The organism is Pseudomonas sp. DR 5-09, from assembly GCF_001655595.1.
GTDB classification, from domain to species: domain Bacteria; phylum Pseudomonadota; class Gammaproteobacteria; order Pseudomonadales; family Pseudomonadaceae; genus Aquipseudomonas; species Aquipseudomonas pharyngis.
On the sequence record NZ_CP011566.1, the window covers coordinates 2,563,887 to 2,589,170 of the forward strand.

The following is a 25,284-nucleotide window of genomic DNA, read 5'->3' on the forward strand; positions in this document are numbered from 1 at the left end:
CACGCTGGATTAATAGCGTAGTCAGTCTGTGTTCGGCTGGCAGCGCAACGGGCCGAATGGTCGGTTGCTGCGAATCAAGCCGAGGCTCCAGGGGTTTACCTGCGACGCTCGGCAATCATCAACAACGACTGCGGCACCGGGCTTTGCGGATGCTGCGGCTCGCGCAGGCCGGTCAACTGCAGGCCGGCCATGTCCAGCGCATTGAGCCAGCTGGACAAGGTGCGGAAATACCACGGCATCGGCTGCCAATCGCCCTGGAGTCCGTCGAAGGTTTCTTCCCGCCAGCCGTCCTGATAATCACCGGCAGCCACCGACCACGGATGCAGCGTCTGGATCACCAACGCACCGCCCGGCACGAGCAGTGCATGCATCGCCGCGAGCAGCGGAATGATGTCCTGATGCAGCAGGGAAAAATTGGCGCAGATCAGGTCGTAATCGCGGCCAATGTCGACCTTCGCCTCAACCAAATCTTCGTAGCTGGCGACCTGCGCGGGCGATGATCCTGCCTCGCGCGCGGCCTCGATCAGCGTCGGATCACCGTCCACGCCTAACGCGTCGACCCCGCGCTCGGCCAGCGCCCGCAACAGCCAGCCCTCACCGCATCCCAGATCGAGAACCCGTTCGGGCTGGCGCCCCATCACCGCCAGCAGCATGGCCTGATCGGTCACCTGCCGGCGACTCTCGATGGCGCCGCTGCGCACGGCTTCGGTCCAGGCCCGGGCGTTGTGCTGCCAGCTCTGGAGGAGGGTGGATTCAGGCGAGGACATGACGGACTCCTTGATCGCGGGATGCAGGCAAGGATAGGTCAGGTGTAGTCGGCCAGTTGAATACGGTTGCGACCGCCGCGCTTGGATTCGTAGAGCGCGCTGTCACCCTGTTCGATCAACGCTGCGAGGCTGGCCGGCGGCTGATCGAACACCTTGGCGCCAATACTCAGAGTGACCGCTTGCGGAGTGGTGTAGGTCTGGGAAGTCATCTGCTGAAACTGCTCACGCAGCGCACTGCCCAGATCCATGATCTGGGCGTGGGACGCGTCGCCCAGCAGCATCACGAATTCGTCACCGCCCAACCGCGCCGCCAGTGCGCCTTTGGGCAGTACTGCGCGGATCATTTCGCTGAGGGCGATGAGCAACCGGTCGCCGGCGGTGTGGCCGTACAGATCGTTGATCAGTTTGAAGTTGTCAATGTCGATCAGCAGCAGCGCGCCGGGGCGGGTGCTGGAGACTTCGTCGAGCAGGCGCGGTGCACGGACTTCCAGGGCGCGGCGGTTGTACAGCGCGGTCAGCGGGTCCCGGGCGGCCAGTTCGGCGATCTGTTTTTCTCGCCGGTAGCGCTCGGTGCCGGTCATCGACAGCGCGATCAGCATGATCGCCATCGCGCCCTCGACCAGGGAAATCTGAATGATCTCGCCGCGCAGCGACGCCAGATCGATCAGCGTGCCGGGAATCACCGCGATGATCGCCTTGGTGAAATAGAACGCGCCGTGGATCAGCAACACATAACGCAACTGCACCGCGCCGACGCTCAACGACTTGCCATGCGGGCGCAGCAACAGGCTGGCCCGCAGCATCGATGCGGCCACCAGCAGCGAGTTGGCCATCAGCATGATCTTCGACCACGACGGATCTTCCGGTAACAGCAGCAACGACAGCCAGAGCAGGAACATCAAGTACCAGGCCCGCGACAACCGTCGCTGCGTAAACCGCGCGACCCCGAGCAGAAACAGCCAGTGCGCGACCACCAGCAGACCGTTGGCGAACCAGATGCCGATCAGCGGATAACCATTGGCGCGCAACAGGGCCAGGCTCGAGCCGACGGTGATGGTGGCGAAACCGGCGCTCCAGAACAGCAGGGAAGATTCGCGGATGCTGCGCCATTCGACCGCCAGATACAGGGCGGCCGCCGCGGCCAGGGCGGTGGAAATGGTGAGCATCGTGAGAGGATCGAGCGCCATGAAAGGACAGGTCTGCCTGGATAGTGTTAATGGGCCACGATTGTAAGCGTTCCCCCAATGGGCTGCTATTTTCACTCACCGGATATTCCATTTTCAGGCGGAGGTGTCCCATGGAACGATTGACCGGCGGTTGTCTGTGCGGCGAAGTGCGGATCGAGGCGTCAGGGCGACCCTACAGGGTTGGCGTTTGCCATTGTCTTGACTGCCGCAAACACCAGGGCGCGCTGTTTGCCGCGTCGGCAATCTTTCCCGAGGCGGCGGTGACGATCAGCGGCGAGACCCATGACTACGCGGGGCGACATTTCTGCCCGCGCTGTGGCTCGTCGGTGTTCGGCCGCAGTGGCGATGAAGTCGAGGTCAATCTCGGCGCGCTGGATGCACCGGATCAATTCCAGCCCACGTACGAGCTGTGGACGGTGCGTCGCGAGTCTTGGCTACCGGCCTTTCCATTGGCCAGACACTACGTGCGCGATCGCGAGAGAACGGGGCGAACCGAAGAATAGCCGGGGTCAGGCAGGGCGCCTGACCCCGGCGGGTATGATCAGCCGCGAATGAACGCCAGAAGATCCGCGTTGATCGTCGCAGCCTCGGTGGTCGGCATCCCGTGGGGGAAGCCCGGATAGATCTTCAGCGTGCTGTTTTTCAGCAGTTTCGCCGACAGCACGCCGGCGTTTTCATAGGGCACGATCTGGTCGTCGTCGCCGTGCATCACCAGCACCGGAATCGAGATGCTTTTGAGGTCAGCGGTGAAGTCGGTCTGGGAAAAGGCAACGATGCCGTCGTAGTGCGCCTTGGCGCTGCCGATCATGCCTTGGCGCCACCAGTTCGCAATGATCCCTTCCGATGGCTTGGCGCCGGGGCGGTTGTAGCCGTAGAACGGCCCACTGGGCACGTCGCGATAGAACTGCGCGCGATTGGCTGCCAGTTGCGCCTGAAGATCGTCGAACACCGACTTGGGCAAGCCGCCGGGGCTGCTTTCGGTTTTCACCATCAGCGGCGGCACGGCGCTGATGATCGCGGCTTTCGATACCCGATCCTCGCCATGCCGGGCGATGTAGTGAATCACTTCGCCGCCACCGGTGGAGTGGCCCACATGCACGGCTTTCTGCGTCCCCAGGTGATTGACCACCGCCGCCACATCATCGGCGTAGTGATCCATGTCGTGGCCGTCCCAGACCTGGCTCGAACGTCCGTGGCCCCGTCGATCATGGGCCACGACCCGGAATCCCTTCGCCAGGAAGAACAGCATCTGCGCATCCCAGTCGTCCGCGCTCAGCGGCCAGCCGTGGTGGAAGTGAATGACCGGGGCGTCCTTGGGTCCCCAGTCCTTGTAGAAGATTTCGACGCCGTCTTTCGTTGTGACAAATCCCATGTTCGCGACTCCTGGAAAGTGTGAAAGGGCAGTTCTTGCGGTGACAAGCGGTATCAACTGTAGGAGCAAAAACGACACCCTGATCGATGATTTTCCGAACGGTGCCGGATGACCGGTGGTCGCGGCGGCTGGTCGTCGGGTCAAAATGCGCTTAGCTGAAAGGGATAAGCCGAGGCGCGCACCGCCAACGATGGCCGTAGCAACGCCCTTCAGAACACCGTGAGTCTGAGGAAATCCCCCATGCTGACCTTGAACATCAATGGCAAGGATCAGGAGCTCGATGTCCCTGCGGACATGCCGTTGCTCTGGGTCCTGCGCGATGTTGCGCACCTGACCGGTACCAAATTCGGCTGCGGCATGGCCCAGTGCGGTGCCTGCACCGTGCACGTCGATGGCGCACCGCTGCGCTCGTGTATCACGCCGGCCACGGCTGTCGCCCATGGCCAGAAAATCCTCACCATCGAAGGCCTGTCCAGCGACGGTTCGCACCCGGTGCAGCAGGCCTGGGCCGAACTGGACGTGGTGCAATGCGGCTACTGCCAGTCCGGGCAGATCATGTCCGCCGCCGCATTGCTGGCGAAAATTCCCAAACCCACCGACAGCGATATCGATCAGGCGCTCTCCGGCAACATCTGCCGCTGCGGCACCTATCCAAGAATCCGCGCGGCGGTCAAACGTGCTGCCGACATCGGCTGAACGAAGGGAGGTGGGTGATGAACAGTCCAGTATCCCGTCGCGGATTTCTCAAGGGCAGCGCCGTGCTTGGCGGTGGTCTGGTGGTGGCGTTCGTGGTGCCTGGCGGCAACCGCTTTGCCATGGCGGCCGAGAATGAAGGCAAGGTGTTTGCGCCGAACGCGTTCCTGCGGATTGCGGCGGACAACAGCGTTACCGTGCTGCTTGGCCATTCGGAAATGGGTCAGGGCATCTGGACCGGCCTGACCATGTTGATCGCCGAAGAGCTGGACGCCGACTGGTCGAAGATTCGCGTTGAGCACTCGCCAGCCTCGGCGGCGGATTACGGCATGCCCGGTTTTGGCGGAATGCAGATTACCGGCGGCTCCACTTCAACCTGGATGGAGTTCGACCGCTATCGGCTCGCCGGCGCCACGGCACGGCAGATGCTGATCGAGGCCGCGGCCAAGCGCTTCAACGTGGCGCCGTCGACGATCCGCACCGAAGCCGGCGTGGTGATTGCCGGCGATAACCGCGCCACCTACGGCGAGCTGGCGGACGCCGCCGGTCAACTGCCGGTGCCGGATCCGAAGTCGATTACCTTTAAAGAAGCCAAGGACTGGAAAGTCATCGGCAAACCCACCAAACGCCTCGACACCCCGGAGAAAATCACCGGTCGCGCCAAGTTCGGCATGGACGTGCAGTTCGACGGACTGATGACCGCGATGGTCGCGCGGGCGCCGGCGTTCGGCGCCACGGTGAAATCCTTCGAAGGCGCAGAAGCCTTGGCGATTCCCGGCGTGCACAAAGTGGTGCAGGTGCCGACCGGTGTGGCGGTGGTCGCCGAGCACTACTGGGCGGCGAAACTCGGTCGCGATGCGCTGAAGGTCGATTGGGATCTGGGGCCGAACGCTGATCTGAGCAGTGAAAAGCTGTTGGCGAGTTTCCGCAAACTGGCGGCTACACCGGGCACCTCGGCGGCGCAGGCCGGCGATGCCAAGGGCAATTTCGGCAAGGCAGCGAAGAAAATCGACGTCGAATACAGCGTGCCGTATCTGGCCCACGCGCCGATGGAGCCGCTCAACTGCACGGTGAAGATCAGCGCCGACAAGTGCGAGATCTGGACCGGTACCCAGTTCCAGACGCTGGATCAGATGGTTGCCGGCAAGATCACCGGGCTCAAGCCGGAGCAGGTGGAGATTCACACCGAATTTCTCGGTGGTGGTTTTGGTCGCCGAGCCAACCCGACCTCGGACTTTGTCGCCGAAGCGGTGCAAGTGGCCAAAGCTGCTGCGATGCCGGTGAAAACCGTGTGGTCGCGTGAAGATGATATTCGCGGTGGTTACTACCGCTCGATGTTTCTGCATCAGGCGAAGATCGGCCTCGGCGCCGACGGCCTGCCGCTGGCCTGGCAGCATGTGCTGGTCGGGCAATCGATCATGGCCGGCACCATGCTCGAGAAAACCATGGTCAAGAACGGCGTCGACCAGACGTCGGTCGAGGGCGTTTCCGACAGCCCGTACATCAAGGGCCTGGCCCATCATCAGGTCGATCTGCACTCGCCGACCACCGGGATCAACGTGCTCTGGCTGCGTTCGGTGGGCCATAGCCACACCGCGTTTGTCATGGAATCGCTGATCGATGAAATGGCCACGGCGGCGGGCAAGGACCCGGTGGAGTACCGACGAACGCTGCTCAAGGATCATGCCCGGCATCTCGGCGTGTTGAACCTGGCGGTGGAGAAGGCCAACTGGAAAGCCCCGCTGCCGGACGGCCATGCGCTGGGCGTGGCGGTGCATGAGTCGTTCGGCAGCTATGTGGCGCAGGTGGCGGAAGTGTCCCAGGACAATCTGGCGATCCGCGTGCATCGGGTGGTCTGCGCGGTGGACTGCGGGATTGCGGTCAACCCGCAAAGCATCGCGGCGCAGATGGAGTCGTGCATCACCTTCGGTCTGGGCATGGCGCTGCACAGCAAACTGACCCTCAAGGACGGCCATGTCGTGCAGTCCAACTATCACGACTATCAGGTGTTGCGGCTCAATGAAATGCCGCTGGTCGAGGTGCACATCGTGCCGAGCAGCGAGAAGCCCGGCGGCATCGGCGAGGCGGGTGTGCCGCCCACGGCGCCGGCGGTGGCCAACGCGGTGTTCGCCCTGACCGGGCAGCGCCTGCGGGAACTGCCACTGCAAATGTCGGGGGTGTGAGATGAAACGACATCTGTTGTTGGGCACGGTGATTCTGCTTGGGCTGGGCGGTTACGCCTCGGATCTGTTTGCCGACGATCAGGACGCCTTGAAAGCTTTCGGCACGGTGCAGAAAGTCTTCCAGAGCCCGCGCTGTCAGAACTGCCACATTCCCGGTGATTCGCCGTTGCAGTTCGACGCCGGCATCCCCCACGCGATGAACGTGGTGCGCGGCATGGACGGCAAGGGCGCCGCCGGTTTGCCCTGCGCCACTTGCCACGCCGAAAGCAATCCGCCGGCCAGTTACGGCCCCCATGCGCCACCGGGCGCGCCGCACTGGAGCCTGCCGCCGGCCGCGCACAAAATGGCCTGGATCGGTCTGCCGCCGGATCGTTTGTGCGCAATGATCAAGGACCGCGCCAGCAACGGTGACCGCGATTTCGCCGCGCTGATCAAACACGTCAGCGAGGACAAACTGGTGCTCTGGGGCTGGAATCCCGGGGCAGGGCGCGCGCCGGTGCCGGTGCCGCACGATATCTTCGTGACCCAGTTCAAGCTTTGGGCCGATGCAGGCGGGCCGTGTCCGGTGGCCGGCGGATGAGAGGTTGAGTCATCGCTGATTCGGGCTACGCTCAACTGCATCGAAGACAAAGGAGTGTGTGATGCTGGTACCCGGCAAACCTGCCAATGAAGCTGTCCGAGTTCAAGTGCTGCATGATTTGAAATTGCTCGATTCCGCACCGGAAGAGCGCTTCGACCGGCTGACGCGACTGGCCAAGCGGCTGTTCAACGTGCCGATCGCGCTGGTCACGCTGGTGGACAAGGAGCGGCAATGGTTCAAGTCCTGCGTGGGTCTGGACACGACCGAAACGCCACGCTCTGTTTCATTCTGTGGCCATGCGATTCTCAGGGACGAGCTCATGCTGGTACCTGACGCCCGAGAGGACGAGCGTTTCCACGACAACCCTTTGGTTACCGGGGAGCCGAACATCCGGTTTTACGCCGGTTATCCGCTGACCGTACCCAGCGGCAACAAGATGGGCACCTTGTGCCTGATCGACACCAAACCCCGCGATCTCGACGAAGAGGAGCGCGCCCTGCTGCGCGATCTGGCGGGCATGGCCGAGCAGGAACTGATGGCCGTGCAGATGGCGAGCATGGACGAGCTGACGCTGCTGTCCAACCGTCGCGGCTTCAAGATGCTCGCCCAGCATGCGCTGGATGCCTGCGCACGCCTGGAAAAACCGGCAACGTTGCTGTTTTTCGACCTCAATGACTTCAAGCAGATCAACGACCTCTACGGCCATGCCGAGGGCGACAGCGCGCTCAAGACTTTCGCCGATGTGCTGCGCATCGCCTTTCGCGAGAGCGATGTGGTGGGACGGCTGGGCGGTGATGAGTTCGTGGCGTTGCTGACCGGCTCAAGCCATGTCGAAACGACGGCGATCATGGCACGGCTCAAGGAAATCCTCGAAGAGCGCAATGCCACGTTGCACCGCGGTTACGCGATTCGCTTCAGCGTCGGCCAGATCGAATACAACCCGCAGCGCCATGACACCGTGGATAAGTTGCTGGCGGATGCGGATGCAGCGATGTATGAGCACAAGCAGGCGTTGAAGCGTTGTTAGTCCTGACCTCATCGCGAGCAAGCTCGCTCCCACAGCAGGCGTATTTCAACGGGTGGGACCGAGCTTGCTCGCGAAGGCGTCTGTACAGGCGCTGCTACTTGGCAAACAACTGCCCGATATCCTTGAACGCCTTGAACTCCAGCGCATTGCCACACGGGTCAAACAGGAACATCGTCGCCTGTTCGCCCACCAGTCCCTGAAACCGAATCCCCGGCTCGATCACGAACCGTGTGCCCAGTGACTTTAAACGCTCGGCAAGGGCATGCCATTCCTCCATCCCCAACACCACGCCAAAATGCGGCACCGGCACGTCATGCCCGTCCACGGCGTTCGTGTGAGCGGCTTCCTGCGAGGCGTTCTTCGGTGCCAGATGAATCACCAGTTGATGGCCGAAAAAATTGAAGTCGACCCAGTGATCGCTGGAGCGGCCTTCCTCGAGGCCGAACACTTCACGGTAAAAATGCCGGGCAGCGGCGAGGTCGTACACGGGAATGGCCAAGTGAAAAGGGCTGAGTGACATAGGCGCGGTGTCTAATAACGGTTGGGGTGAACTGAGTCTAGCGCTGTGCTTTTCGATTGAAAGACGATAGTTTTTGCGCCGAGCACAAGTTATTTCGATCAATCGAGGCGGCCATGCTGCGTGAATTGAAAACCTTTCTGGCAGTGGCGCGGCATGGCACGTTTGCCGCGGCGGGCTTGCATATCGGCCTGACGCAATCGGCGGTCAGCGCGCAGATCCGCAATCTGGAGCAGGCCTTGGGCGTGCGTCTGTTCGATCGCACCGGGCGACAGGCAATTCTCAATCCGGCAGGGCTGCGGGCGGTGCCGATGGCGCAGGAAATGCTCGCTACCTTCAGCCGCATCGCGATCAGTGAGGATGTCAGCGAGTTTCGTGGCGAACTGAGAATCGGCGCCGTGGCGACCGCACAGACCGGGTTGTTGCCTCAGGCCTTGCTCCGTTTGCGGCAACAGGCACCGGGCGTGGAGCCGAAACTGGTGCCGGGTGTGTCGCTGAATCTGTTGAGCCAGGTGGATGCCGGGGAAGTCGATCTGGCGATCATGATCAAGCCACCGTTCGAATTGCCCAAGGAGCTGTCGGCGCAGGTGATTCGCCGCGAACCTTTCGTGCTGATCGTGCCGACAACGGTTGAGGGCGATGATCCGCTGCAACTGCTGGCGGAGCATCCTCACGTGCGTTATGACCGCAACTCCTTTGGTGGACGGCTGGTGACGCAGTTTCTGCGTGAGCAGCGGATAGACGTCAACGTAGCGTTGGAGCTGGATGAGCTGGAAGCGATCGTGAAGATGGTCGAATGCGGGCTCGGGGTTTCGTTGTTGCCCTGGGCCGGGCTATGGCTGGAGCATCCGCTGAAGGTGAGGGTGATCGCACTGGGAGAACTGACGTTTTATCGGGAGATGGTGGTTTTGCAGCGCTACAGCCAGCGCTCCCAACCGATTCAACAGTTGTTCGTCCGTTGCCTGGAATCGCAGGCATGAAAAAGCCCGCCTGAATAGGCGGGCTTTTTATCGGCAGCGCGAAGATTACTCTTCGATGTTGCCCATGGCGGTGGTGTTGAAGCCGCCGTCCACGTACATGATTTCACCGCTGATGCCCGACGCCAGGTCGGAGCACAGGAAGGCGCCGGCGTTGCCGACTTCTTCGATGGTGACGTTGCGGCGCAGCGGGGTTTGCGCTTCGTTGGCGGCCAGCATCTTGCGGAAGTTCTTGATGCCGGAAGCCGCCAGGGTGCGGATCGGGCCGGCCGATACGCAGTTGACGCGGGTGCCGTCCGGGCCCAGGGAGCCGGCCAGGTAACGTACGCCGGCTTCCAGCGAAGCCTTGGCCATGCCCATCACGTTGTAGTTCGGCATGGTGCGCTCGGCGCCCAGGTAGGAAAGGGTCAGCAGGCTGCCGTTGCGGCCTTTCATCATTTCGCGACCGGCTTTGGCCAGGGCCACGAAGCTGTAGGCGCTGATGTCGTGAGCGATGCGGAAGCCTTCACGGGTGGTGGCTTCGGTGAAGTCGCCGTCCAGTTGGTCGCCCGGGGCGAAGCCGACGGAGTGCACGATGCAGTCCAGGCCGTCCCACTTCTTGCTCAGTTCTTCGAAGACCTTGGCGATTTCTTCATCGCTGGCCACGTCGCACGGGAAGCACAGCTCAGGGCTCGAGCCCCAGCCCTGTGCGAACTCTTCTACGCGACCTTTCAGTTTGTCGTTCTGATAAGTGAAGGCAAGCTCAGCGCCCTCGCGATGCATGGCGGCAGCGATGCCGGATGCGATGGACAGCTTGCTGGCGACACCGACGATCAGTACGCGCTTACCGGCGAGAAAACCCATGTGTTGCTCCTCTTTCAGGTTATTGCGCAGTGGCTGGTGCCAGGAAAGCGGCCTCCAGCAACTGCTGTGTATACGGATGTTGGGGGGCGGCAAAGATACTTTGCGCGTCTCCCTGTTCGACCACTTGGCCATGCTTGACCACCATCAGCTGGTGGCTCAGCGCTTTCACAACAGCCAGGTCATGGCTGATGAACAAATACGTCAGGTTGTACTTGGCTTGCAGTGAACGCAACAGCTCCACCACTTGCCGCTGCACCGTCCGGTCGAGGGCCGAAGTCGGCTCGTCCAGCAGGATCAGCGCCGGTTTGAGCACCAGGGCCCGGGCAATGGCGATACGCTGCCGCTGCCCACCGGAAAATTCGTGGGGGTAGCGGTGCCGGGTTTCCGGATCCAGACCTACCTCCTTCAATGCCGCAATAATTGCCGCTTCCTGCTCGGCGGCAGTGCCCATCCTGTGGATCCGCAGGCCTTCGCCAACGATGTCATTCACGCACATTCGCGGGCTCAGGCTGCCAAACGGATCCTGAAACACCACCTGCATTTCCCGGCGCAGCGGCCGGACTTCGCTTTGCGTCAGGCAGTCTAGCTGCTTGCCTTCAAAACGGATCCCGCCCTGGCTGCCGATCAACCGCAGGATCGCCAGACCCAGGGTGGATTTGCCGGAACCGCTTTCCCCCACGATCCCCAGAGTCTGACCCTGGGGCAGGCTGAAATTGATGCCGTCCACTGCCTTGACGTGATCCACCGTGCGCTTGAGCAGGCCTTTCTTGATCGGGAACCAGACTTTCAGATCCTCGACTTCAAGCAGCGGCGCCCCGATTTTATTGCTCGCCGGGCCTCCGCTGGGCTCCGCGCCAAGCAGTTCCCGAGTGTACGGATGCTGCGGCGAACGGAACAGCTCTGCGCACGATGCCTGTTCGACGATGCAACCGCGCTGCATGACACATACACGATGCGCAATTCTTCGCACGAGGTTCAAATCGTGACTGATCAGTAACAGCGCCATGCCCAATCGGGCCTGCAATTCTTTGAGCAGGTCGAGGATTTTCAGCTGAACGGTCACGTCCAGCGCGGTGGTCGGCTCGTCGGCAATCAGCAGTTCCGGCTCGTTGGCCAGGGCCATGGCGATCATCACCCGCTGGCGCTGGCCGCCGGACAATTCGTGGGGCAGGGCCTTGAGGCGCTTGTGCGGCTCGGGGATGCCGACCATCTCCAGCAGCTCCAGCGTGCGCTTGGTCGCGACCTTGCCGGTCAGGCCCTTGTGGATGCCCAGCACCTCGTTGATCTGCTTCTCGATCGAGTGCAGCGGGTTGAGCGAGGTCATCGGCTCCTGAAAGATCATCGCGATCCGGTTGCCACGAATGTGACGGATGGTCTTTTCGCCCAGCTCCAGCAGGTTTTGCCCGGAATAGGTGATGCTGCCGGCCGGATGCCGCGCCAGCGGGTAGGGCAGCAGGCGCAGGATCGAGTGCGCCGTCACCGACTTGCCCGAGCCGCTTTCGCCGACCAGCGCCAGGGTTTCGCCGCGCTTGATATCGAAACTCACGCCTTCGACCACCCGTTGCACGCGATCACCGATGCCGAATTCGACGGCCAGGTCGCGGATTTCGATCAGATTGTCCTGATTCATGTCACTTCCTCGGGTCGAAGGCATCGCGAGCGGACTCGCCGATGAACACCAGCAAACTCAACATCAGCGCCAGCACCGCAAACGCGCTCATGCCCAGCCACGGCGCCTGCAGGTTGGATTTGCCCTGGGCCACCAGTTCACCCAGCGACGGACTGCCGGCGGGCAAGCCGAAACCGAGGAAGTCCAGGGCGGTGAGGGTGCCGATGGCGCCGGTCAGGATGAACGGCATGAAGGTCATGGTCGAAACCATCGCGTTGGGCAGGATGTGGCGGAACATGATCGCGCCGTTCTGCATGCCCAGCGCCCGGGCTGCGCGCACGTATTCGAGGTTGCGCCCGCGCAGGAACTCGGCGCGCACCACGTCCACCAGGCTCATCCACGAGAACAACAGCATGATGCCCAGCAGCCACCAGAAGTTCGGCTGGACGAAACTGGCGAGGATGATCAGCAAGTACAACACCGGCAACCCCGACCAGATCTCCAGAAAGCGCTGGCCGGCCAGATCGACCCAGCCGCCATAGAAGCCCTGCAAGGCGCCGGCGATCACGCCGATGATCGAGCTGAGCACGGTCAGGGTCAGGGCGAACAGCACCGACACCCGGAAACCGTAGATCACTCGCGCCAGCACATCGCGGCCCTGATCGTCGGTGCCCAGCAGGTTGTCCGCCGACGGCGGGGCGGGAGCCGGGACTTTCAGGTCGTAGTTGATGCTCTGGTAGCTGAACGGAATCGGTGCCCACAGCACCCACGCGTCCTTGGCCTTGAGCAGTTCGCGGATATACGGGCTCTTGTAGTTGGCTTCCAGCGGGAATTCGCCGCCGAAAGTGGTTTCCGGGTAGCGCTTGATCGCCGGGAAGTACCAGTTGTTGTCGTAGTGCACCACCAGCGGCTTGTCGTTGGCGATCAGCTCGGCACCGAGGCTCAGGCCGAACAGGATCAGAAACAGCCACAGCGACCACCAGCCACGCTTGTTGGCCTTGAACAGTTCGAAGCGCCGGCGGTTGAGAGGGGACAGGTTCATCTCAATGCTCCCGGCTGGCAAAGTCGATGCGCGGATCGACAAGGGTGTAGGTGAGGTCGCCGATCAGTTTCACCACCAGCCCAAGCAGGGTGAAGATGAACAGGGTGCCGAACACCACCGGGTAATCGCGGTTGATCGCCGCTTCAAAGCTCATCAGGCCGAGGCCGTCGAGGGAGAAGATCACTTCGACCAGCAACGAGCCGGTGAAGAAGATGCCGATAAACGCCGACGGGAACCCGGCGATCACCAGCAGCATCGCATTGCGGAACACATGGCCGTAGAGCACGCGGTGGCGCGTCAGGCCCTTGGCCTTGGCGGTGACCACGTACTGCTTGTTGATTTCGTCGAGGAAGCTGTTTTTGGTCAGCAGGGTCATGGTCGCGAAGTTGCCGATCACCAGCGCCGTCACCGGCAGCGCCAGGTGCCAGAAATAATCGAGGATCTTGCCGCCAAGGCTCAGCTCGTCGAAGTTGTTCGAGGTCAGGCCGCGTAAAGGAAACCAGTCCAGATAGCTGCCGCCGGCAAACACCACGATCAGCAAAATCGCAAACAGGAACGCCGGAATCGCATAGCCGACGATGATCGCCGAACTGGTCCAGACGTCGAAATGGCTGCCGTGCCGCGTGGCCTTGGCAATCCCCAGCGGGATCGACACCAGGTACATGATCAGCGTGCTCCACAGCCCGAGGGAGATCGACACCGGCATCTTTTCCTTGATCAGGTCGATGACCTTGGCGTCGCGGAAGAAACTGTCGCCGAAATCCAGCTTCGCGTAGTTCTTGACCATGATCCAAAGACGCTCCGGGGCCGACTTGTCGAACCCGTACATCTTCTCGATTTCCTTGATCAGCGCCGGGTCCAGGCCCTGCGCTCCGCGATAGGAGGAGCCGGCCACCGACACTTCGGCACCGCCGCCGGCGATGCGGCTGGTGGCGCCTTCGAAACCTTCGAGCTTGGCGATCATCTGCTCCACCGGCCCGCCGGGCGCGGCCTGGATGATCACGAAGTTGATCAGCAAAATGCCGAACAGGGTCGGGATGATCAGCAGCAGTCGCCGAAAAATGTAAGCCAGCATCTGATTACTCCGTGCCCACAGGGTCGGCTTGCAGTTGGGTTTCGACTTCTACCGCAGGTTTCGCATCGGGTTTGACCCACCAGGTGTTAATGCCGATGTCGTACTTGGGGGAGACTTTCGGGTGGCCGATGTGGTTCCAGTACGCCACGCGCCAGGTCTTGATGTGCCAGTTGGGGATCACGTAGTAGCCCCATTGCAGCACACGGTCCAGAGCGCGGGCGTGGGCCACCAGGCTTTTGCGCGAATCGGCGTTGATCAGGTTTTCCACCAGATGGTCGACCACCGGGTCCTTGAGGCCCATTGAATTGCGGCTGCTGGACTTGTCGGCGGCGGCGCTCATCCAGAACTCGCGCTGTTCGTTACCCGGCGAGTTGGACTGCGGGAAGCTGCCTACGATCATGTCGAAATCCCGCGAACGCACGCGATTGACGTATTGCGAGACGTCGACGCGGCGGATCACCAGATCGATGCCCAGATCGCTGAGATTGCGCTTGAACGGCAACAACACGCGCTCGAATTCGGTTTGCGCCAGCAGGAATTCGATGGCTACCGGTTTGCCAGTGGCGTCGACCATTTTGTCGTCGACGATTTTCCAGCCGGCCTCTTGCAGCAGCTGATACGCCTCGCGCTGTTGCGTGCGGATCATGCCGCTGGCGTCGGTTTTCGGATTCTCGAAGGCTTCGCTGAACACCTGCGCCGGCAGCTGGCTGCGGAACGGGTCGAGGATTGCCACCTGTTCTGCATCCGGCAGGCCGGTGGCGGCCATTTCCGAGTTTTCGAAATAACTGCGGGTGCGCGCGTAAGCGCCGTTGAACAATTGCTTGTTGGTCCATTCGAAGTCGAACAGCAGGCCGAGGGCCTGGCGTACCCGCACGTCCTGAAACACCGGACGGCGCAGATTGAAGACGAAGCCCTGCATGCCGGTCGGGTTGCTGTTGGCAATCTGTTCCTTGATCAGCCGCCCTTCGGTCACTGCTGGCACGTTGTAGGCATTGGCCCAGTTTTTCGCGGCCATTTCCAGCCAGTAATCGAACTGCCCGGCTTTCAACGCTTCCAGTGCGACGGTGTTGTCGCGGTAATAGTCGGTGGTCATTACGTCGAAGTTGTAGAAACCGCGATTGACCGGCAGGTCCTTGCCCCAGTAGTCCTTGACCCGCTCGTAACGCACCGAACGCCCGGCCTTCACTTGGGTGACCTTGTACGGGCCGCTGCCAAGAGGAATTTCCAGGTTGCCCTTGTTGAAATCACGCTCGGCCCACCAATGTTTGGGCAGCACCGGCAACTGGCCGAGGATCAGCGGCAGTTCGCGGTTGTTGGTGTGCTTGAACTTGAACAGCACCTTGAGCGGATCTTCGGCGATTACCTCCTCAACGTCGGCGTAGTAACCGCGATACATCGGCGCGCCTTCCTTGGTCAGGGTCTGGAAGCTGAACACCACGTCGTCGGCGCGTACCGGGTGGCCGTCGTGAAACTTCGCTTCGGGACGCAGGTAGAAGCGCACCCAGCTGTTGTCCGGGGCCTTTTCGATCTTGCTGGCAATCAGGCCGTATTCGGTGAATGGCTCGTCCAGGCCCTGTTTGGCCAGGGTGTCGTAGATCAGGCCGATATCGTCCGCCGGCACGCCTTTGCTGATGAACGGATTGAGGCTGTCGAAGCCGCCGAAGCCGGCCTGGCGGAAGATTCCGCCCTTGGGTGCGTCGGGGTTCACGTAATCGAAGTGTTTGAAGTCGGCGGGGTATTTCGGCGGCTCGTTGTACAGGGTCACGGCGTGTTGCGGGGCGGCACAAGCCAGCCCGGCGAACAGCAGACCGCTGGCCTGCACAAGCAGGGCGCGGATAGGCTTCATCGATCTTTCTCCGAAGATTTCAGCCACCACGCGCTCAGGCCCAGGGTGTAGGGCGGCGTGGTGACGAAGGCGAACCGATTGCGGTACGCCAGACGGTGATAATTGAGGTACCAGTTGGGAATGCTGTAGTGCTGCCAGAGCAGCACGCGGTCCAGCGCCTTGCCGGCGGCGACTTGTTCGTCGCGGGTTTGCGCGGCGAGCAAGTGTTCAAGCAGATGATCGACCACCGGATTGGCGATGCCCGCGTAATTCTTGCTGCCCTTGACGTTTACCTGGCTGGAGTGGAAGTACTGCCATTGTTCCAGGCCCGGGCTTAAGGTCTGGCCTAGCGTCATCGAGATCATGTCGAAATCAAATTGATCGAGGCGCTGTTTGTACTGCGCGCGATCGACGGTGCGCAGGCGCGCCTCGATGCCGATACTGTTGAGGTTCTCGATGTACGGCTGATAGAGACGCTCCAGGCTGGGATTGACCAGCATTAGCTCGAAGCGCAGCGGCTGGCCGGCGGCGTTCTGCAGGCGCTGGCCGTTGAGCTTCCAGCCGGCGTCAGCCAGCAACGCCAGGGCTTTACGCATGGTTTCCCGGGGGATGCCGCGCCCGTCGGTCTGCGGCAGCGTGAACGGTTCGGTGAACAGGCGCGCCGGCAGTTGATCCTTGTACGGCTTGAGCATCAGCCATTCATGGCCGACCGGCAGGCCGACGGCGCTGAACTCGCTGTTGGGGTAGTAGCTGGTGGTGCGCTTGTAGGCCTCGCTGAACAAGGCGCGGTTGGTCCACTCGAAGTCGAACATCAGGCCCAGCGCTTCACGCACCTTGATATCGGCAAAGGCCGGGCGCCGGGTGTTCATGAACAGGCCCTGGCTCTGGGTCGGGATCTGGTGCGGGATCTGCGCCTTGATCACGTCGCCACGGCGCACGGCCGGGAAGTTGTAGCCATTGGCCCAGTTCTTCGCCTGATGCTCGATATAGATGTCGAACTCGCCGGCCTTGAACGCTTCGAAGGCCACATCGCTGTCGCGGTAGAACTCGACTTCCATGCGATCGAAGTTGTATTTGCCGCGATTGACTGGCAGGTCCTTGCCCCAGTAGTCCTTGACCCGCTCGAAAATCAACTGCCGGCCCGGCGTGACCGAGGTGATGCGGTACGGCCCGCTGCCCAGTGGGGGCTCGAAGGTGGTGGCCTTGAAGTCGCGGCCCTTCCAGTAATGCTGGGGCAGCACCGGCAATTCGCCCAGACGCAGGATCAGCAACGGATTGCCGCTGCGCTTAAGCACAAACCGGATGCGCTGCGGGTTGAGGATGTCGACGCGCAGCACTTCCTGAAGGGCGGTGCGGTACAGGGGATGACCCTCCTTGAGCAGCAAACGGTAGGAGAACGCCACATCGTAAGCGGTGATCGGCGTGCCGTCGTGGAAGCGCGCTTGCGGGCGCAGGTTGAACACCACCCAGCTGCGATCTTCGCTGTACTCCACCGACTGGGCGATCAAACCGTAACTGGACGCCGGTTCGTCACCGGACGGCGCGTATTGCCCGGTGCCGACCATCAGCGGCTCGTTCAACTCGTTGATGCCGTATTGCAGGAAATTCGCCGTGGTGACCGGGCTGGTACCCTTGAACGTGTAGGGGTTGAGCGTATCGAAGGTGCCAAACGCCATCACCCGCAACGTACCGCCCTTGGGCGCTTGCGGGTTGACCCAGTCGAAGTGGGTAAATCTGGCCGGGTACTTGAGCGTGCCGAACTGCGCATAACCGTGGCTTTCGGTGATCGTCGCGCTGACGGGGGAGCTCAAGGCCAGGCTGATCAGGAGCAGGAGGAGGGGACGCTTCAAGTCAGATCCGATCCAGGCGGCTTGGGCTTTGTGGGCCGTACAGTAACAGCTTGTATGGACAGGAAAAAGACAGAGGTTAATGTGGGGTTAATCGGCAAAGGAAAGCGCTCCCTCATCGGAACGCCGCCCGCCTAACCCTCTCCCGGAGGGAGAGGGAACTGACGGCGATGTCTTGCGTGATACATCGACCTGAAAAACCGAGTCGATTATGGATTCAAAGCAAGTCGTTCAAGTCGGCGTAGATCTCCAATATCCCCGGATCGGTCCCCTCTCCCTCCGGGAGAGGGCTAGGGTGAGGGAAGGCTTTTGATCCAAGCGAAAAAAAGCCCCTGAAATTCAGGGGCTCCTGGTCAGTGCGGCTGGTAGACCGTGAGCATCTGCCCAGGCTTGAGCGCCTTGCCGGCGCCCGGATTCCAGCGCTTGAGGTGCTGCATCTCGACGTTGAAACGCTTGGCGACCACGTACAGCGTGTCGCCGCGTTTAACCTTGTACTGGGTCTGTTTACCGTCGTCCTTTTCTCTGGTCTTGCTGCTGGTCTTGCTGTTGGCTGCGATGACCGTGTTGATGCGCCCGCCACTGCTGCGCGCCGGTGTGCGCTTGCTGGTGTCCTGCATGACCAGGGTCTGGCCGACCTTGAGGTTCTTGCCGGTCAGCTTGTTCCAGCGTTGCAGGTCCTTGACCTCGACCTTGTTGGCCTTGGCGATGGAACCGAGGTTGTCGCCACGCTTGACCCGATAGGCACGCTTGGCCTGGGCGATCTCGCTCGGATCGGCGCCTTCGAACACCGGTTTAAGCGAGCGCGGGCTGATCAGTTCGTCAGGGCGCATGGTCTGCAGGCTGGCGGTCAGCAGCTGCGCCTTCGAGGTCGGCACCAGCAGGTGCTGCGGGCCGTCGATGGTGGTGCGCTGCTTGAAGGCGGGGTTGAGCTGGAACAGCTCGTCTTCGTCGATGTTGGCCACCGCCGCGACCTTGGACAGGTCCATGCGCTGATTGATTTCGACGACCTGGAAATACGGTTCGTTGGCGATCGGGTTGAGGTTCACGCCATAGGCTTCAGGCGTCAGGACCACTTGCGAGAGCGCCAGCAGTTTCGGCACGTAGGCTTGGGTTTCCGCTGGCAGCGGCAGGTTCCAGTAGTCGGTCGGCAGGCCGAGCTTTTCGTTGCGCTCGATGGCGCGGCTGACCGTGCCTTCGCCGGCGTTGTACGCGGCCAGTGCCAGCAACCAGTCACCGTTGAACATGTCGTGCAGGCGGGTCAGGTAGTCCATCGCTGCCGTGGTCGAGGCAGTAATGTCGCGACGGCCATCGTAGAAACGGGTCTGACGCAGGTTGAAGTAGCGCCCGGTGGACGGGATGAACTGCCAGAGGCCCACCGCGTCGGCCCGGGAATAGGCCATCGGGTTGTAGGCGCTTTCGATGACCGGCAGCAGCGCCAGTTCCAGCGGCATGTTGCGTTCTTCGAGGCGCTCGACGATGTAATGAATGTAGAGGCTGCCGCGTTCGCCGGCGTTCTCGAGGAAGGAAGGGTTACTGGCGAACCACAGGCGCTGTTGCTCGATGCGCGGGTTCACGCCCAGACCTTCCTGAAGCTGGAAGCCACCGCGCATGCGCTCCCAGATGTCCTGAGGCACCTGCGGGCTGGGCTTTTCCGACAACCAGATGGGCTTCTGCTTGGCTCGCGCAGCAATGTTCGGCGTATGTGTCGCTTCAGTCTGCGGAGCATGGCTGGAACAGCCCGCCAGTGTGGCGGACACAGCCACCGCAATGGCTTGCGCCAGGCGGGTCAATGCATCTGAATTGACGGACTTACGTATGGATGACGACATTGGCTGGAAGTAAGTTCCGGGCAAAAATGTCGGGCGATTCTAGAAAGCGCACCCCCTGCGGTCAACCATTCAGAATTTTTGTACCAGGCAGGGAGCCACTTAGAACGTATCTTTCCATGCCCGCAGAGCCGCAAAAACCTCACTCGGCGCCCGGTTTTGAGGGCCGTTCCGTTCGTCCACTTTTTGTGTAACCAATATTTCACCGGTTCGCAAAAAGGGGTTTGTGAGCTTTTCCAGCGCCAGGGTCGAGGGCAGTGTCATCACGCCATTCGCACGTTGCTGGCTGACTTTTTCCAGACGGGCGGCGATGTCCCGGTTGCCCGGCTCCACGGCAGCGGCGAATTTCAGGTTGCTCAGGGTGTATTCGTGGGTGCAGTAGACCAGGGTGTCTTCCGGCAGCGCCGCCAGACGGCTCAACGACTGGTGCATCTGTTGCGGCGTGCCTTCGAACAAACGGCCGCAGCCGGCAGCGAACAGGGTATCGCCACAGAACAGCAGGCCATGATGGTAGTAGGCGATGTGTCCCAGGGTGTGGCCGGGAACGGCATGGACGTCGAAGTCCCAGCCGAGCACGCGCACTGTGTCGTTGTCCTTGAGGGCCACGTCCCGCCCCGGAATACTTTCGCTGCCCGGTCCGTAGACCGTGGCACCGGTGGCCTTTTTCAGCGTCTCGACGCCGCCGACATGGTCGTGGTGATGGTGAGTGATGAGGATGTCGCCGAGCACCCAGCCCGGATGCGCGTCGAGCCACGCCTGCACGGGGGCGGCATCCCCCGGATCGACCACCGCGCAACGCTGGGTGGCATGATCCTGTAACAACCAGATGTAGTTGTCGGTGAAGGCGGGCAGGGCACTGATCTGTATCATCGTCGAATTCGCCAAGCGGGTAACATTGGCGCATCTTAGAGGTTCCTGGCGTGTTGGAGAATGCAATGATCGATAAAGCGTTCGCTCAGGCCGATCCTGACTGGCTCGCGCTGATCGGTGCAGCCCGTGAATGGCTGTCCGGCCCCCTCGGGCAATTTCTGCTGGACGAAGAACGGCGCATGCTCGAAGACGAGCTGGGCCGGTTCTTCGGCGGCTATCTGGTGCATTACGGCCCGTCCGCCGAAACGCCGCCGTCGGCGCCGCAGGTGCAGCGCAACGTGCGGCTGGGCGCGCCCTTGCCGGGCGTGGAGATCGTCTGCGAAGAACAGGCCTGGCCGTTGAGCGAGCACGCCGCCGATGTGGTGGTGTTGCAGCACGGCCTGGATTTCTGCCTGTCGCCCCACGGTCTTCTTCGCGAGGCGGCCAGCAGCGTGCGCCCCGGCGGGCATCTGTTGATTGTCGGCATCAACCCCTGGAGCACCTGGGGGCTGCGCCACGTGTTCGCCCATGACGCCTTGCATCAGGCGCGCTGTATCTCGCCGTCGCGGGTGGCGGACTGGCTTAACCTGCTGGGCTTTGCGCTGGAGAAACGCCGCTTCGGGTGCTATCGTCCGCCGCTCGCGTCACCCAAGTGGCAGGCCCGTCTGGCCGGCTGGGAACGCAAGGCCGGCGATTGGCAACTGTCGGGCGGCGGCTTCTATTTACTGGTCGCGCGCAAGATCGTGGTCGGCCTGCGTCCGGTGCGTCAGGAACGCCGCGAGCCGATGGGCAAGCTGATTCCGCTGCCGATGGCCAAGGTCAATCGCCGGCGCATCGAACCGTAAACCTTCTTTTATTTATGGCCGGGTATATCCCGGCCTTGGCCATCGTCGATCCGTGATCGGCGAGGCCACGCATTTTTTCTGGATAGACTGGCATGAGCGAAAGCGTCGATAGCGTAGAACTGTTCACTGACGGCGCCTGCAAAGGCAACCCCGGCCCCGGCGGCTGGGGCGCCTTGCTGGTGTGCAAGGGTGTTGAAAAGGAACTGTGGGGCGGCGAAGCCAACACCACCAACAACCGCATGGAGTTGCTCGGCGCGATTCGCGGCCTCGAAGCCCTCAAGCGTCCGTGCGAAGTGCTGCTGGTCACCGACTCCCAATATGTGATGAAAGGCATCAACGAGTGGATGGCCAACTGGAAGAAACGCGGCTGGAAAACCGCTGCCAAGGAGCCAGTCAAAAACGCTGACCTGTGGAAGGAGCTGGATGAGCAGGTCAACCGCCACAAGGTCACCTGGAAATGGGTCCGCGGCCACATCGGCCACCACGGCAACGAACGGGCTGACCAGTTGGCCAACCGTGGGGTGGATGAGGTTCGCGGTTACAAGCAGGATTGATCAAAGCATCAAAATGGCCGTGGCCAGTTGCAGGTCGGTATAGGGCTGACCTGGCAGCAGGCTGCGAATTCGCGTCAGCGCCGCTTCCATCTGTGCGCCGCGAATGTCCCCGTCGCTGGCAACGAACGCCGCGGCGTCATCCTTGGCCGCCAACACGATCTTGTCGTCCTTGAACGAACCGCTGGTGCCTTTGCTGGAGCTGAGCGTAAGGCTCATGGTGATGTCGGTGCTGATGACGAAACTGGTGGCGTGCGCTTCGGCCGCCAGCAGGCAGCCGCCGAGCATTAAAACGTATGCAGTCTTCATGACGCTCTCAATCCGCAGGAAACAAGGCGCGCACGCTAACAAGCCGGTTTGCCGTCGACTTTATGAACATTGCTAATGATTGTTAAAAACTGCATGAGCGCCGGTCACCTGACGGCGCGCGACGCGTACCGCGAGCGTGTTAACATCGCCGCTTTTGCACGATTGACCCCGTTGAGAGCTGAACACTGATGGCCACCAGATCCGTTGTACTCGATACCGAAACCACCGGCATGCCGGTGACCGACGGCCACCGGATTATCGAAATCGGTTGTGTCGAGCTGATCGGTCGACGTCTGACGGGCCGGCACTTTCACGTTTACCTGCAACCGGATCGCGAGAGTGATGAAGGCGCGATCGCCGTTCACGGCATCACCAACGAATTCCTGGTCGGCAAGCCGCGCTTCGCCGAAGTGGCCGACGAATTTTTCGAGTTCATCAACGGCGCGCAGCTGATCATCCATAACGCGGCGTTCGACGTTGGCTTCATCAACAATGAATTCGCCCTGATGGGCCAGCAGGATCGCGCGGACATCACGCAGCACTGCACGATCCTCGACACCCTGATGATGGCCCGGGAACGTCACCCGGGTCAGCGCAACAGCCTCGATGCCCTGTGCAAACGCTACGGCGTCGACAACTCCGGCCGTGAGCTGCACGGCGCATTGCTCGACTCGGAGATTCTCGCCGACGTCTACCTGACCATGACCGGTGGCCAGACCAGCCTGTCGCTGGCCGGCAACGCCTCCGACGGCAATGGCACGGGCGAGGGCGCGGACAACTCGGCCACCGAAATCCGCCGTCTGCCGGCAGATCGCAAACCGGGGCGGATCATTCGCGCTACCGAAGCCGAGCTGGCCGAACACCAGGTGCGCCTGGAAATCATCGCCAAATCGGCCGGTGCCCCGGCGTTGTGGACTCAACTGCTGGAAGCCGAAGCTCAGGCGTAAGGCAAAAAAGGATCGCCCGAACATCCAGGCCGTGTTCAGGCGATCCTTTGTTTTTGGCAGTACTGACAACTGGCCACCCTCGCCACATCCGCTCCGACCCTCTACCCTGAGGACATTGGCAGATCACTCTCCGCCGCCTCAGGACACTGAGCCTCATGTACAAAGATTTGAAGTTCCCGGTGTTGATCGTCCACCGCGACATCAAGGCCGACACGGTTGCCGGTGAACGCATTCGCGGCATCGCCCGAGAGCTGGAGCTGGAAGGTTTCAGTATCGTTTCGGCCACGGACTACACCGAAGGACGGCTGGTGGCGTCGACCCACCATGGTCTGGCGTGCATGCTGATCGCCGCCGAAGACGCCAGCACCAACTCCCACTTGTTGCAGAACATGGCCGAACTGATCGGTCTGGCCCGGGTGCGGGCGCCGGATCTGCCGATCTTTGCCCTCGGCGAGCAAGTCACCCTGGAAAACGCCCCGGCCGATGCCATGGCCGAGCTCAATCAGTTGCGCGGCATTCTCTACCTGTTCGAAGACACGGTGCCGTTTCTCGCCCGGCAAGTGGCGCGGGCGGCACGCAAGTACCTGGACGGCCTGCTGCCGCCATTCTTCAAGGCGCTGGTGCAGCACACCGCCGATTCCAATTATTCCTGGCATACCCCGGGCCATGGCGGCGGGGTGGCTTATCACAAGAGTCCGGTGGGGCAGGCGTTTCACCAGTTCTTCGGGGAAAACACCCTGCGCTCGGATTTGTCGGTGTCGGTGCCGGAGCTGGGTTCCTTGCTCGACCACACCGGGCCACTGGCCGAGGCGGAAGCACGCGCCGCGCGCAATTTCGGCGCCGATCACACGTTTTTCGTGATCAACGGCACCTCGACCGCCAACAAGATCGTCTGGCACTCGATGGTCGGGCGCGATGATCTGGTGCTGGTGGATCGCAACTGCCACAAGTCGGTGTTGCACGCGATCATCATGACCGGCGCGATTCCGCTGTACCTGTGCCCGGAGCGCAACGAGCTGGGCATCATCGGCCCGATTCCGCTCAGTGAATTCAGCCGCGAATCGATCCAGGCCAAGATCGATGCCAGCCCGTTGACCAAGGGCCGCGAACCGAAAGTCAAACTGGCGGTGATCACCAACTCCACCTACGACGGCCTCTGCTACAACGCCGAGCTGATCAAGCAGAGCCTGGGCAACAGTGTCGAAGTCCTGCATTTCGACGAGGCCTGGTACGCCTACGCCGCGTTTCACGAATTTTTCGCCGGTCGTTACGGCATGGCCACCTCGCGCAGCGAGGACAGTCCTCTGGTGTTCACCACCCATTCCACCCACAAACTGCTGGCGGCGTTCAGTCAGGCTTCGATGATTCATGTGCAGGACGGCGGGGCGCGGAAGCTGGATCGCGACCGGTTCAACGAAGCGTTCATGATGCACATCTCGACGTCGCCGCAGTACAGCATCATTGCTTCGCTGGACGTGGCGTCGGCGATGATGGAAGGGCCGGCCGGACGTTCACTGCTACAGGAAACCTTCGACGAAGCCCTGAGCTTTCGCCGGGCGCTGGCCAATCTGCGCCAGCACATTGCCGCCGACGACTGGTGGTTTTCGATCTGGCAGCCGCCGGGTGTCGAAGGCATCGACCGGGTGCAGACCGAGGACTGGCTGCTGAAGCCTGATGCGGACTGGCATGGTTTCGGCGAGGTCAGCGACGATTATGTGCTGCTCGACCCGATCAAGGTCACCCTGGTCATGCCGGGCCTGACCGCCGGCGGCGCTTTGAGCGACAAGGGCATTCCGGCGGCAGTGGTCAGCCGTTTCCTCTGGGAGCGCGGACTGGTGGTGGAGAAAACCGGCCTGTACTCATTTCTGGTGCTGTTCTCCATGGGCATCACCAAGGGCAAGTGGAGCACGCTGCTGACCGAACAGCTGGAGTTCAAGCGCAGCTACGACGCCAACGTCAGTCTCGACACCTGCCTGAAGTGTGTCGCCCAGGAAGATCCTGTGCGTTATCGCGGCATGGGCCTGCGCGATCTGTGCGATCAACTTCACGCCTGCTATCGCAGCAACGCCACCGCCAAACACCTCAAGCGCATGTACACGGTGCTGCCGGAAATCGCGATGAAACCGGCCCACGCCTACGACCAGTTGGTGCGCGGCGAAGTCGAGGCGGTGCCGATCGATGAGCTGGAAGGCCGGGTGGCAGCGGTGATGCTGGTGCCGTACCCGCCGGGCATTCCGCTGATCATGCCTGGCGAACGCTTTACCGAATCCACGCGCTCGATCATCGAATACCTCAGATTTGCCCGCACGTTCGACGCAACTTTTCCGGGGTTCGTGGTCGATGTGCACGGTCTGCAACACGAAGATGAGGGCAATGGACGGCAATACACCGTCGATTGCGTCAAGGAATGAGG

Annotated in this window: 23 protein-coding genes; 10 read left to right on the forward strand and 13 right to left on the reverse strand. The window is 61.8% G+C overall.

The annotated features are described in order from the left end of the window. Positions 1 to 95: 95 nt before the first annotated feature. Together PDR5_RS11515 and PDR5_RS11520 are read right to left on the reverse strand one after the other, a co-directional pair. Positions 96 to 767, reverse strand: a complete 672-nt coding sequence (locus PDR5_RS11515; protein ID WP_064595473.1) for a class I SAM-dependent methyltransferase — start codon at positions 765 to 767, stop codon at positions 96 to 98. Between the two features lie 38 nt (positions 768 to 805). Further along, entirely contained in the window at positions 806 to 1,954 is a 1,149-nt protein-coding gene (locus tag PDR5_RS11520) for a GGDEF domain-containing protein (RefSeq protein ID WP_064595475.1), read from the reverse strand. Between the two features lie 110 nt (positions 1,955 to 2,064). Here PDR5_RS11520 and PDR5_RS11525 point away from each other — a divergent pair, with 110 nt between their 5' ends. Then, the gene (locus tag PDR5_RS11525; protein ID WP_064595479.1) at positions 2,065 to 2,457 is read left to right on the forward strand and encodes a GFA family protein; all 393 of its coding nucleotides are present in this window, start codon (positions 2,065 to 2,067) and stop codon (positions 2,455 to 2,457) included. Between the two features lie 38 nt (positions 2,458 to 2,495). On the opposite strand, the gene PDR5_RS11530 is transcribed toward PDR5_RS11525, so the two are convergent. Next, on the reverse strand, positions 2,496 to 3,326 hold the full coding sequence (locus tag PDR5_RS11530) for an alpha/beta fold hydrolase (RefSeq protein WP_064595481.1): 831 nt from the start codon (positions 3,324 to 3,326) through the stop codon (positions 2,496 to 2,498). Between the two features lie 240 nt (positions 3,327 to 3,566). Here PDR5_RS11530 and PDR5_RS11535 point away from each other — a divergent pair, with 240 nt between their 5' ends. The 4 genes from PDR5_RS11535 (at position 3,567) to PDR5_RS11550 (ending at position 7,809) form a co-directional block, all read left to right on the forward strand. Next, positions 3,567 to 4,022, forward strand: coding sequence for a (2Fe-2S)-binding protein (locus PDR5_RS11535; RefSeq protein WP_007956954.1), 456 nt, complete (start codon positions 3,567 to 3,569; stop codon positions 4,020 to 4,022). Between the two features lie 17 nt (positions 4,023 to 4,039). Next, entirely contained in the window at positions 4,040 to 6,202 is a 2,163-nt protein-coding gene (locus tag PDR5_RS11540) for a xanthine dehydrogenase family protein molybdopterin-binding subunit (protein WP_064595483.1), read from the forward strand. Position 6,203: 1 nt separating this feature from the next. After that, positions 6,204 to 6,782, forward strand: a complete 579-nt coding sequence (locus tag PDR5_RS11545; RefSeq protein ID WP_064595487.1) for a hypothetical protein — start codon at positions 6,204 to 6,206, stop codon at positions 6,780 to 6,782. A gap of 61 nt (positions 6,783 to 6,843) precedes the next feature. Continuing rightward, positions 6,844 to 7,809 carry a sensor domain-containing diguanylate cyclase gene (locus PDR5_RS11550; protein WP_064595489.1) on the forward strand — a complete coding sequence of 322 codons (966 nt, stop codon included), beginning with the start codon at positions 6,844 to 6,846 and terminating at the stop codon, positions 7,807 to 7,809. Positions 7,810 to 7,903: 94 nt separating this feature from the next. Here the strand turns inward: PDR5_RS11550 and PDR5_RS11555 are convergent, their stop codons facing one another. Next, complete coding sequence (locus PDR5_RS11555) at positions 7,904 to 8,329, reverse strand: VOC family protein (protein WP_064595490.1); 426 nt, start codon at positions 8,327 to 8,329, stop codon at positions 7,904 to 7,906. A 113-nt stretch (positions 8,330 to 8,442) separates the two neighbouring features. Here PDR5_RS11555 and PDR5_RS11560 point away from each other — a divergent pair, with 113 nt between their 5' ends. Next, on the forward strand, positions 8,443 to 9,306 hold the full coding sequence (locus PDR5_RS11560; protein ID WP_064595493.1) for a LysR family transcriptional regulator: 864 nt from the start codon (positions 8,443 to 8,445) through the stop codon (positions 9,304 to 9,306). 45 nt (positions 9,307 to 9,351) lie between these two features. On the opposite strand, the gene fabI is transcribed toward PDR5_RS11560, so the two are convergent. From fabI to gloB, 8 genes are all read right to left on the reverse strand, one after another. Beyond that, on the reverse strand, positions 9,352 to 10,146 hold the full coding sequence (fabI, locus tag PDR5_RS11565) for an enoyl-ACP reductase FabI (RefSeq protein WP_003202751.1): 795 nt from the start codon (positions 10,144 to 10,146) through the stop codon (positions 9,352 to 9,354). 19 nt (positions 10,147 to 10,165) lie between these two features. Then, positions 10,166 to 11,776 (reverse strand): ABC transporter ATP-binding protein, encoded by a 1,611-nt coding sequence (locus PDR5_RS11570; RefSeq protein WP_064595495.1) that lies wholly within the window; start codon positions 11,774 to 11,776, stop codon positions 10,166 to 10,168. A gap of 1 nt (position 11,777) precedes the next feature. Then, positions 11,778 to 12,797, reverse strand: coding sequence for an ABC transporter permease (locus tag PDR5_RS11575; protein ID WP_007956945.1), 1,020 nt, complete (start codon positions 12,795 to 12,797; stop codon positions 11,778 to 11,780). Position 12,798: 1 nt separating this feature from the next. After that, positions 12,799 to 13,872, reverse strand: a complete 1,074-nt coding sequence (locus tag PDR5_RS11580) for a microcin C ABC transporter permease YejB (protein ID WP_064595496.1) — start codon at positions 13,870 to 13,872, stop codon at positions 12,799 to 12,801. A gap of 4 nt (positions 13,873 to 13,876) precedes the next feature. Continuing rightward, entirely contained in the window at positions 13,877 to 15,718 is a 1,842-nt protein-coding gene (locus PDR5_RS11585) for an extracellular solute-binding protein (RefSeq protein ID WP_064595499.1), read from the reverse strand. Next, positions 15,715 to 17,547: an extracellular solute-binding protein gene (locus PDR5_RS11590; protein ID WP_064595501.1), complete on the reverse strand. Its 1,833-nt coding sequence runs from the start codon at positions 17,545 to 17,547 to the stop codon at positions 15,715 to 15,717. The genes PDR5_RS11585 and PDR5_RS11590 overlap by 4 nt, the downstream gene beginning before the upstream one ends. A 350-nt stretch (positions 17,548 to 17,897) precedes the next feature. Next, a complete protein-coding gene (locus PDR5_RS11595; protein ID WP_064595503.1) occupies positions 17,898 to 19,373 on the reverse strand; it encodes a transglycosylase SLT domain-containing protein in 1,476 nt (491 codons plus the stop codon). A gap of 99 nt (positions 19,374 to 19,472) precedes the next feature. Next, on the reverse strand, positions 19,473 to 20,240 hold the full coding sequence (gene gloB, locus PDR5_RS11600; RefSeq protein ID WP_064600759.1) for a hydroxyacylglutathione hydrolase: 768 nt from the start codon (positions 20,238 to 20,240) through the stop codon (positions 19,473 to 19,475). A 65-nt stretch (positions 20,241 to 20,305) separates the two neighbouring features. On the opposite strand from gloB, the gene PDR5_RS11605 reads away from it, so the two are divergent. Together PDR5_RS11605 and rnhA are read left to right on the forward strand one after the other, a co-directional pair. Continuing rightward, positions 20,306 to 21,064, forward strand: coding sequence for a methyltransferase domain-containing protein (locus PDR5_RS11605; protein WP_011333614.1), 759 nt, complete (start codon positions 20,306 to 20,308; stop codon positions 21,062 to 21,064). 92 nt (positions 21,065 to 21,156) lie between these two features. After that, entirely contained in the window at positions 21,157 to 21,618 is a 462-nt protein-coding gene (rnhA, locus tag PDR5_RS11610; protein ID WP_039770807.1) for a ribonuclease HI, read from the forward strand. Here the strand turns inward: rnhA and PDR5_RS11615 are convergent, their stop codons facing one another. Continuing rightward, a complete protein-coding gene (locus PDR5_RS11615) occupies positions 21,619 to 21,924 on the reverse strand; it encodes a DUF2388 domain-containing protein (RefSeq protein WP_064595508.1) in 306 nt (101 codons plus the stop codon). A gap of 188 nt (positions 21,925 to 22,112) precedes the next feature. On the opposite strand from PDR5_RS11615, the gene dnaQ reads away from it, so the two are divergent. Next, positions 22,113 to 22,871 (forward strand): DNA polymerase III subunit epsilon, encoded by a 759-nt coding sequence (dnaQ, locus tag PDR5_RS11620; protein ID WP_039770804.1) that lies wholly within the window; start codon positions 22,113 to 22,115, stop codon positions 22,869 to 22,871. A 155-nt stretch (positions 22,872 to 23,026) separates the two neighbouring features. Continuing rightward, entirely contained in the window at positions 23,027 to 25,282 is a 2,256-nt protein-coding gene (locus PDR5_RS11625; protein ID WP_064595510.1) for an Orn/Lys/Arg decarboxylase N-terminal domain-containing protein, read from the forward strand. Positions 25,283 to 25,284 lie beyond the last annotated feature (2 nt).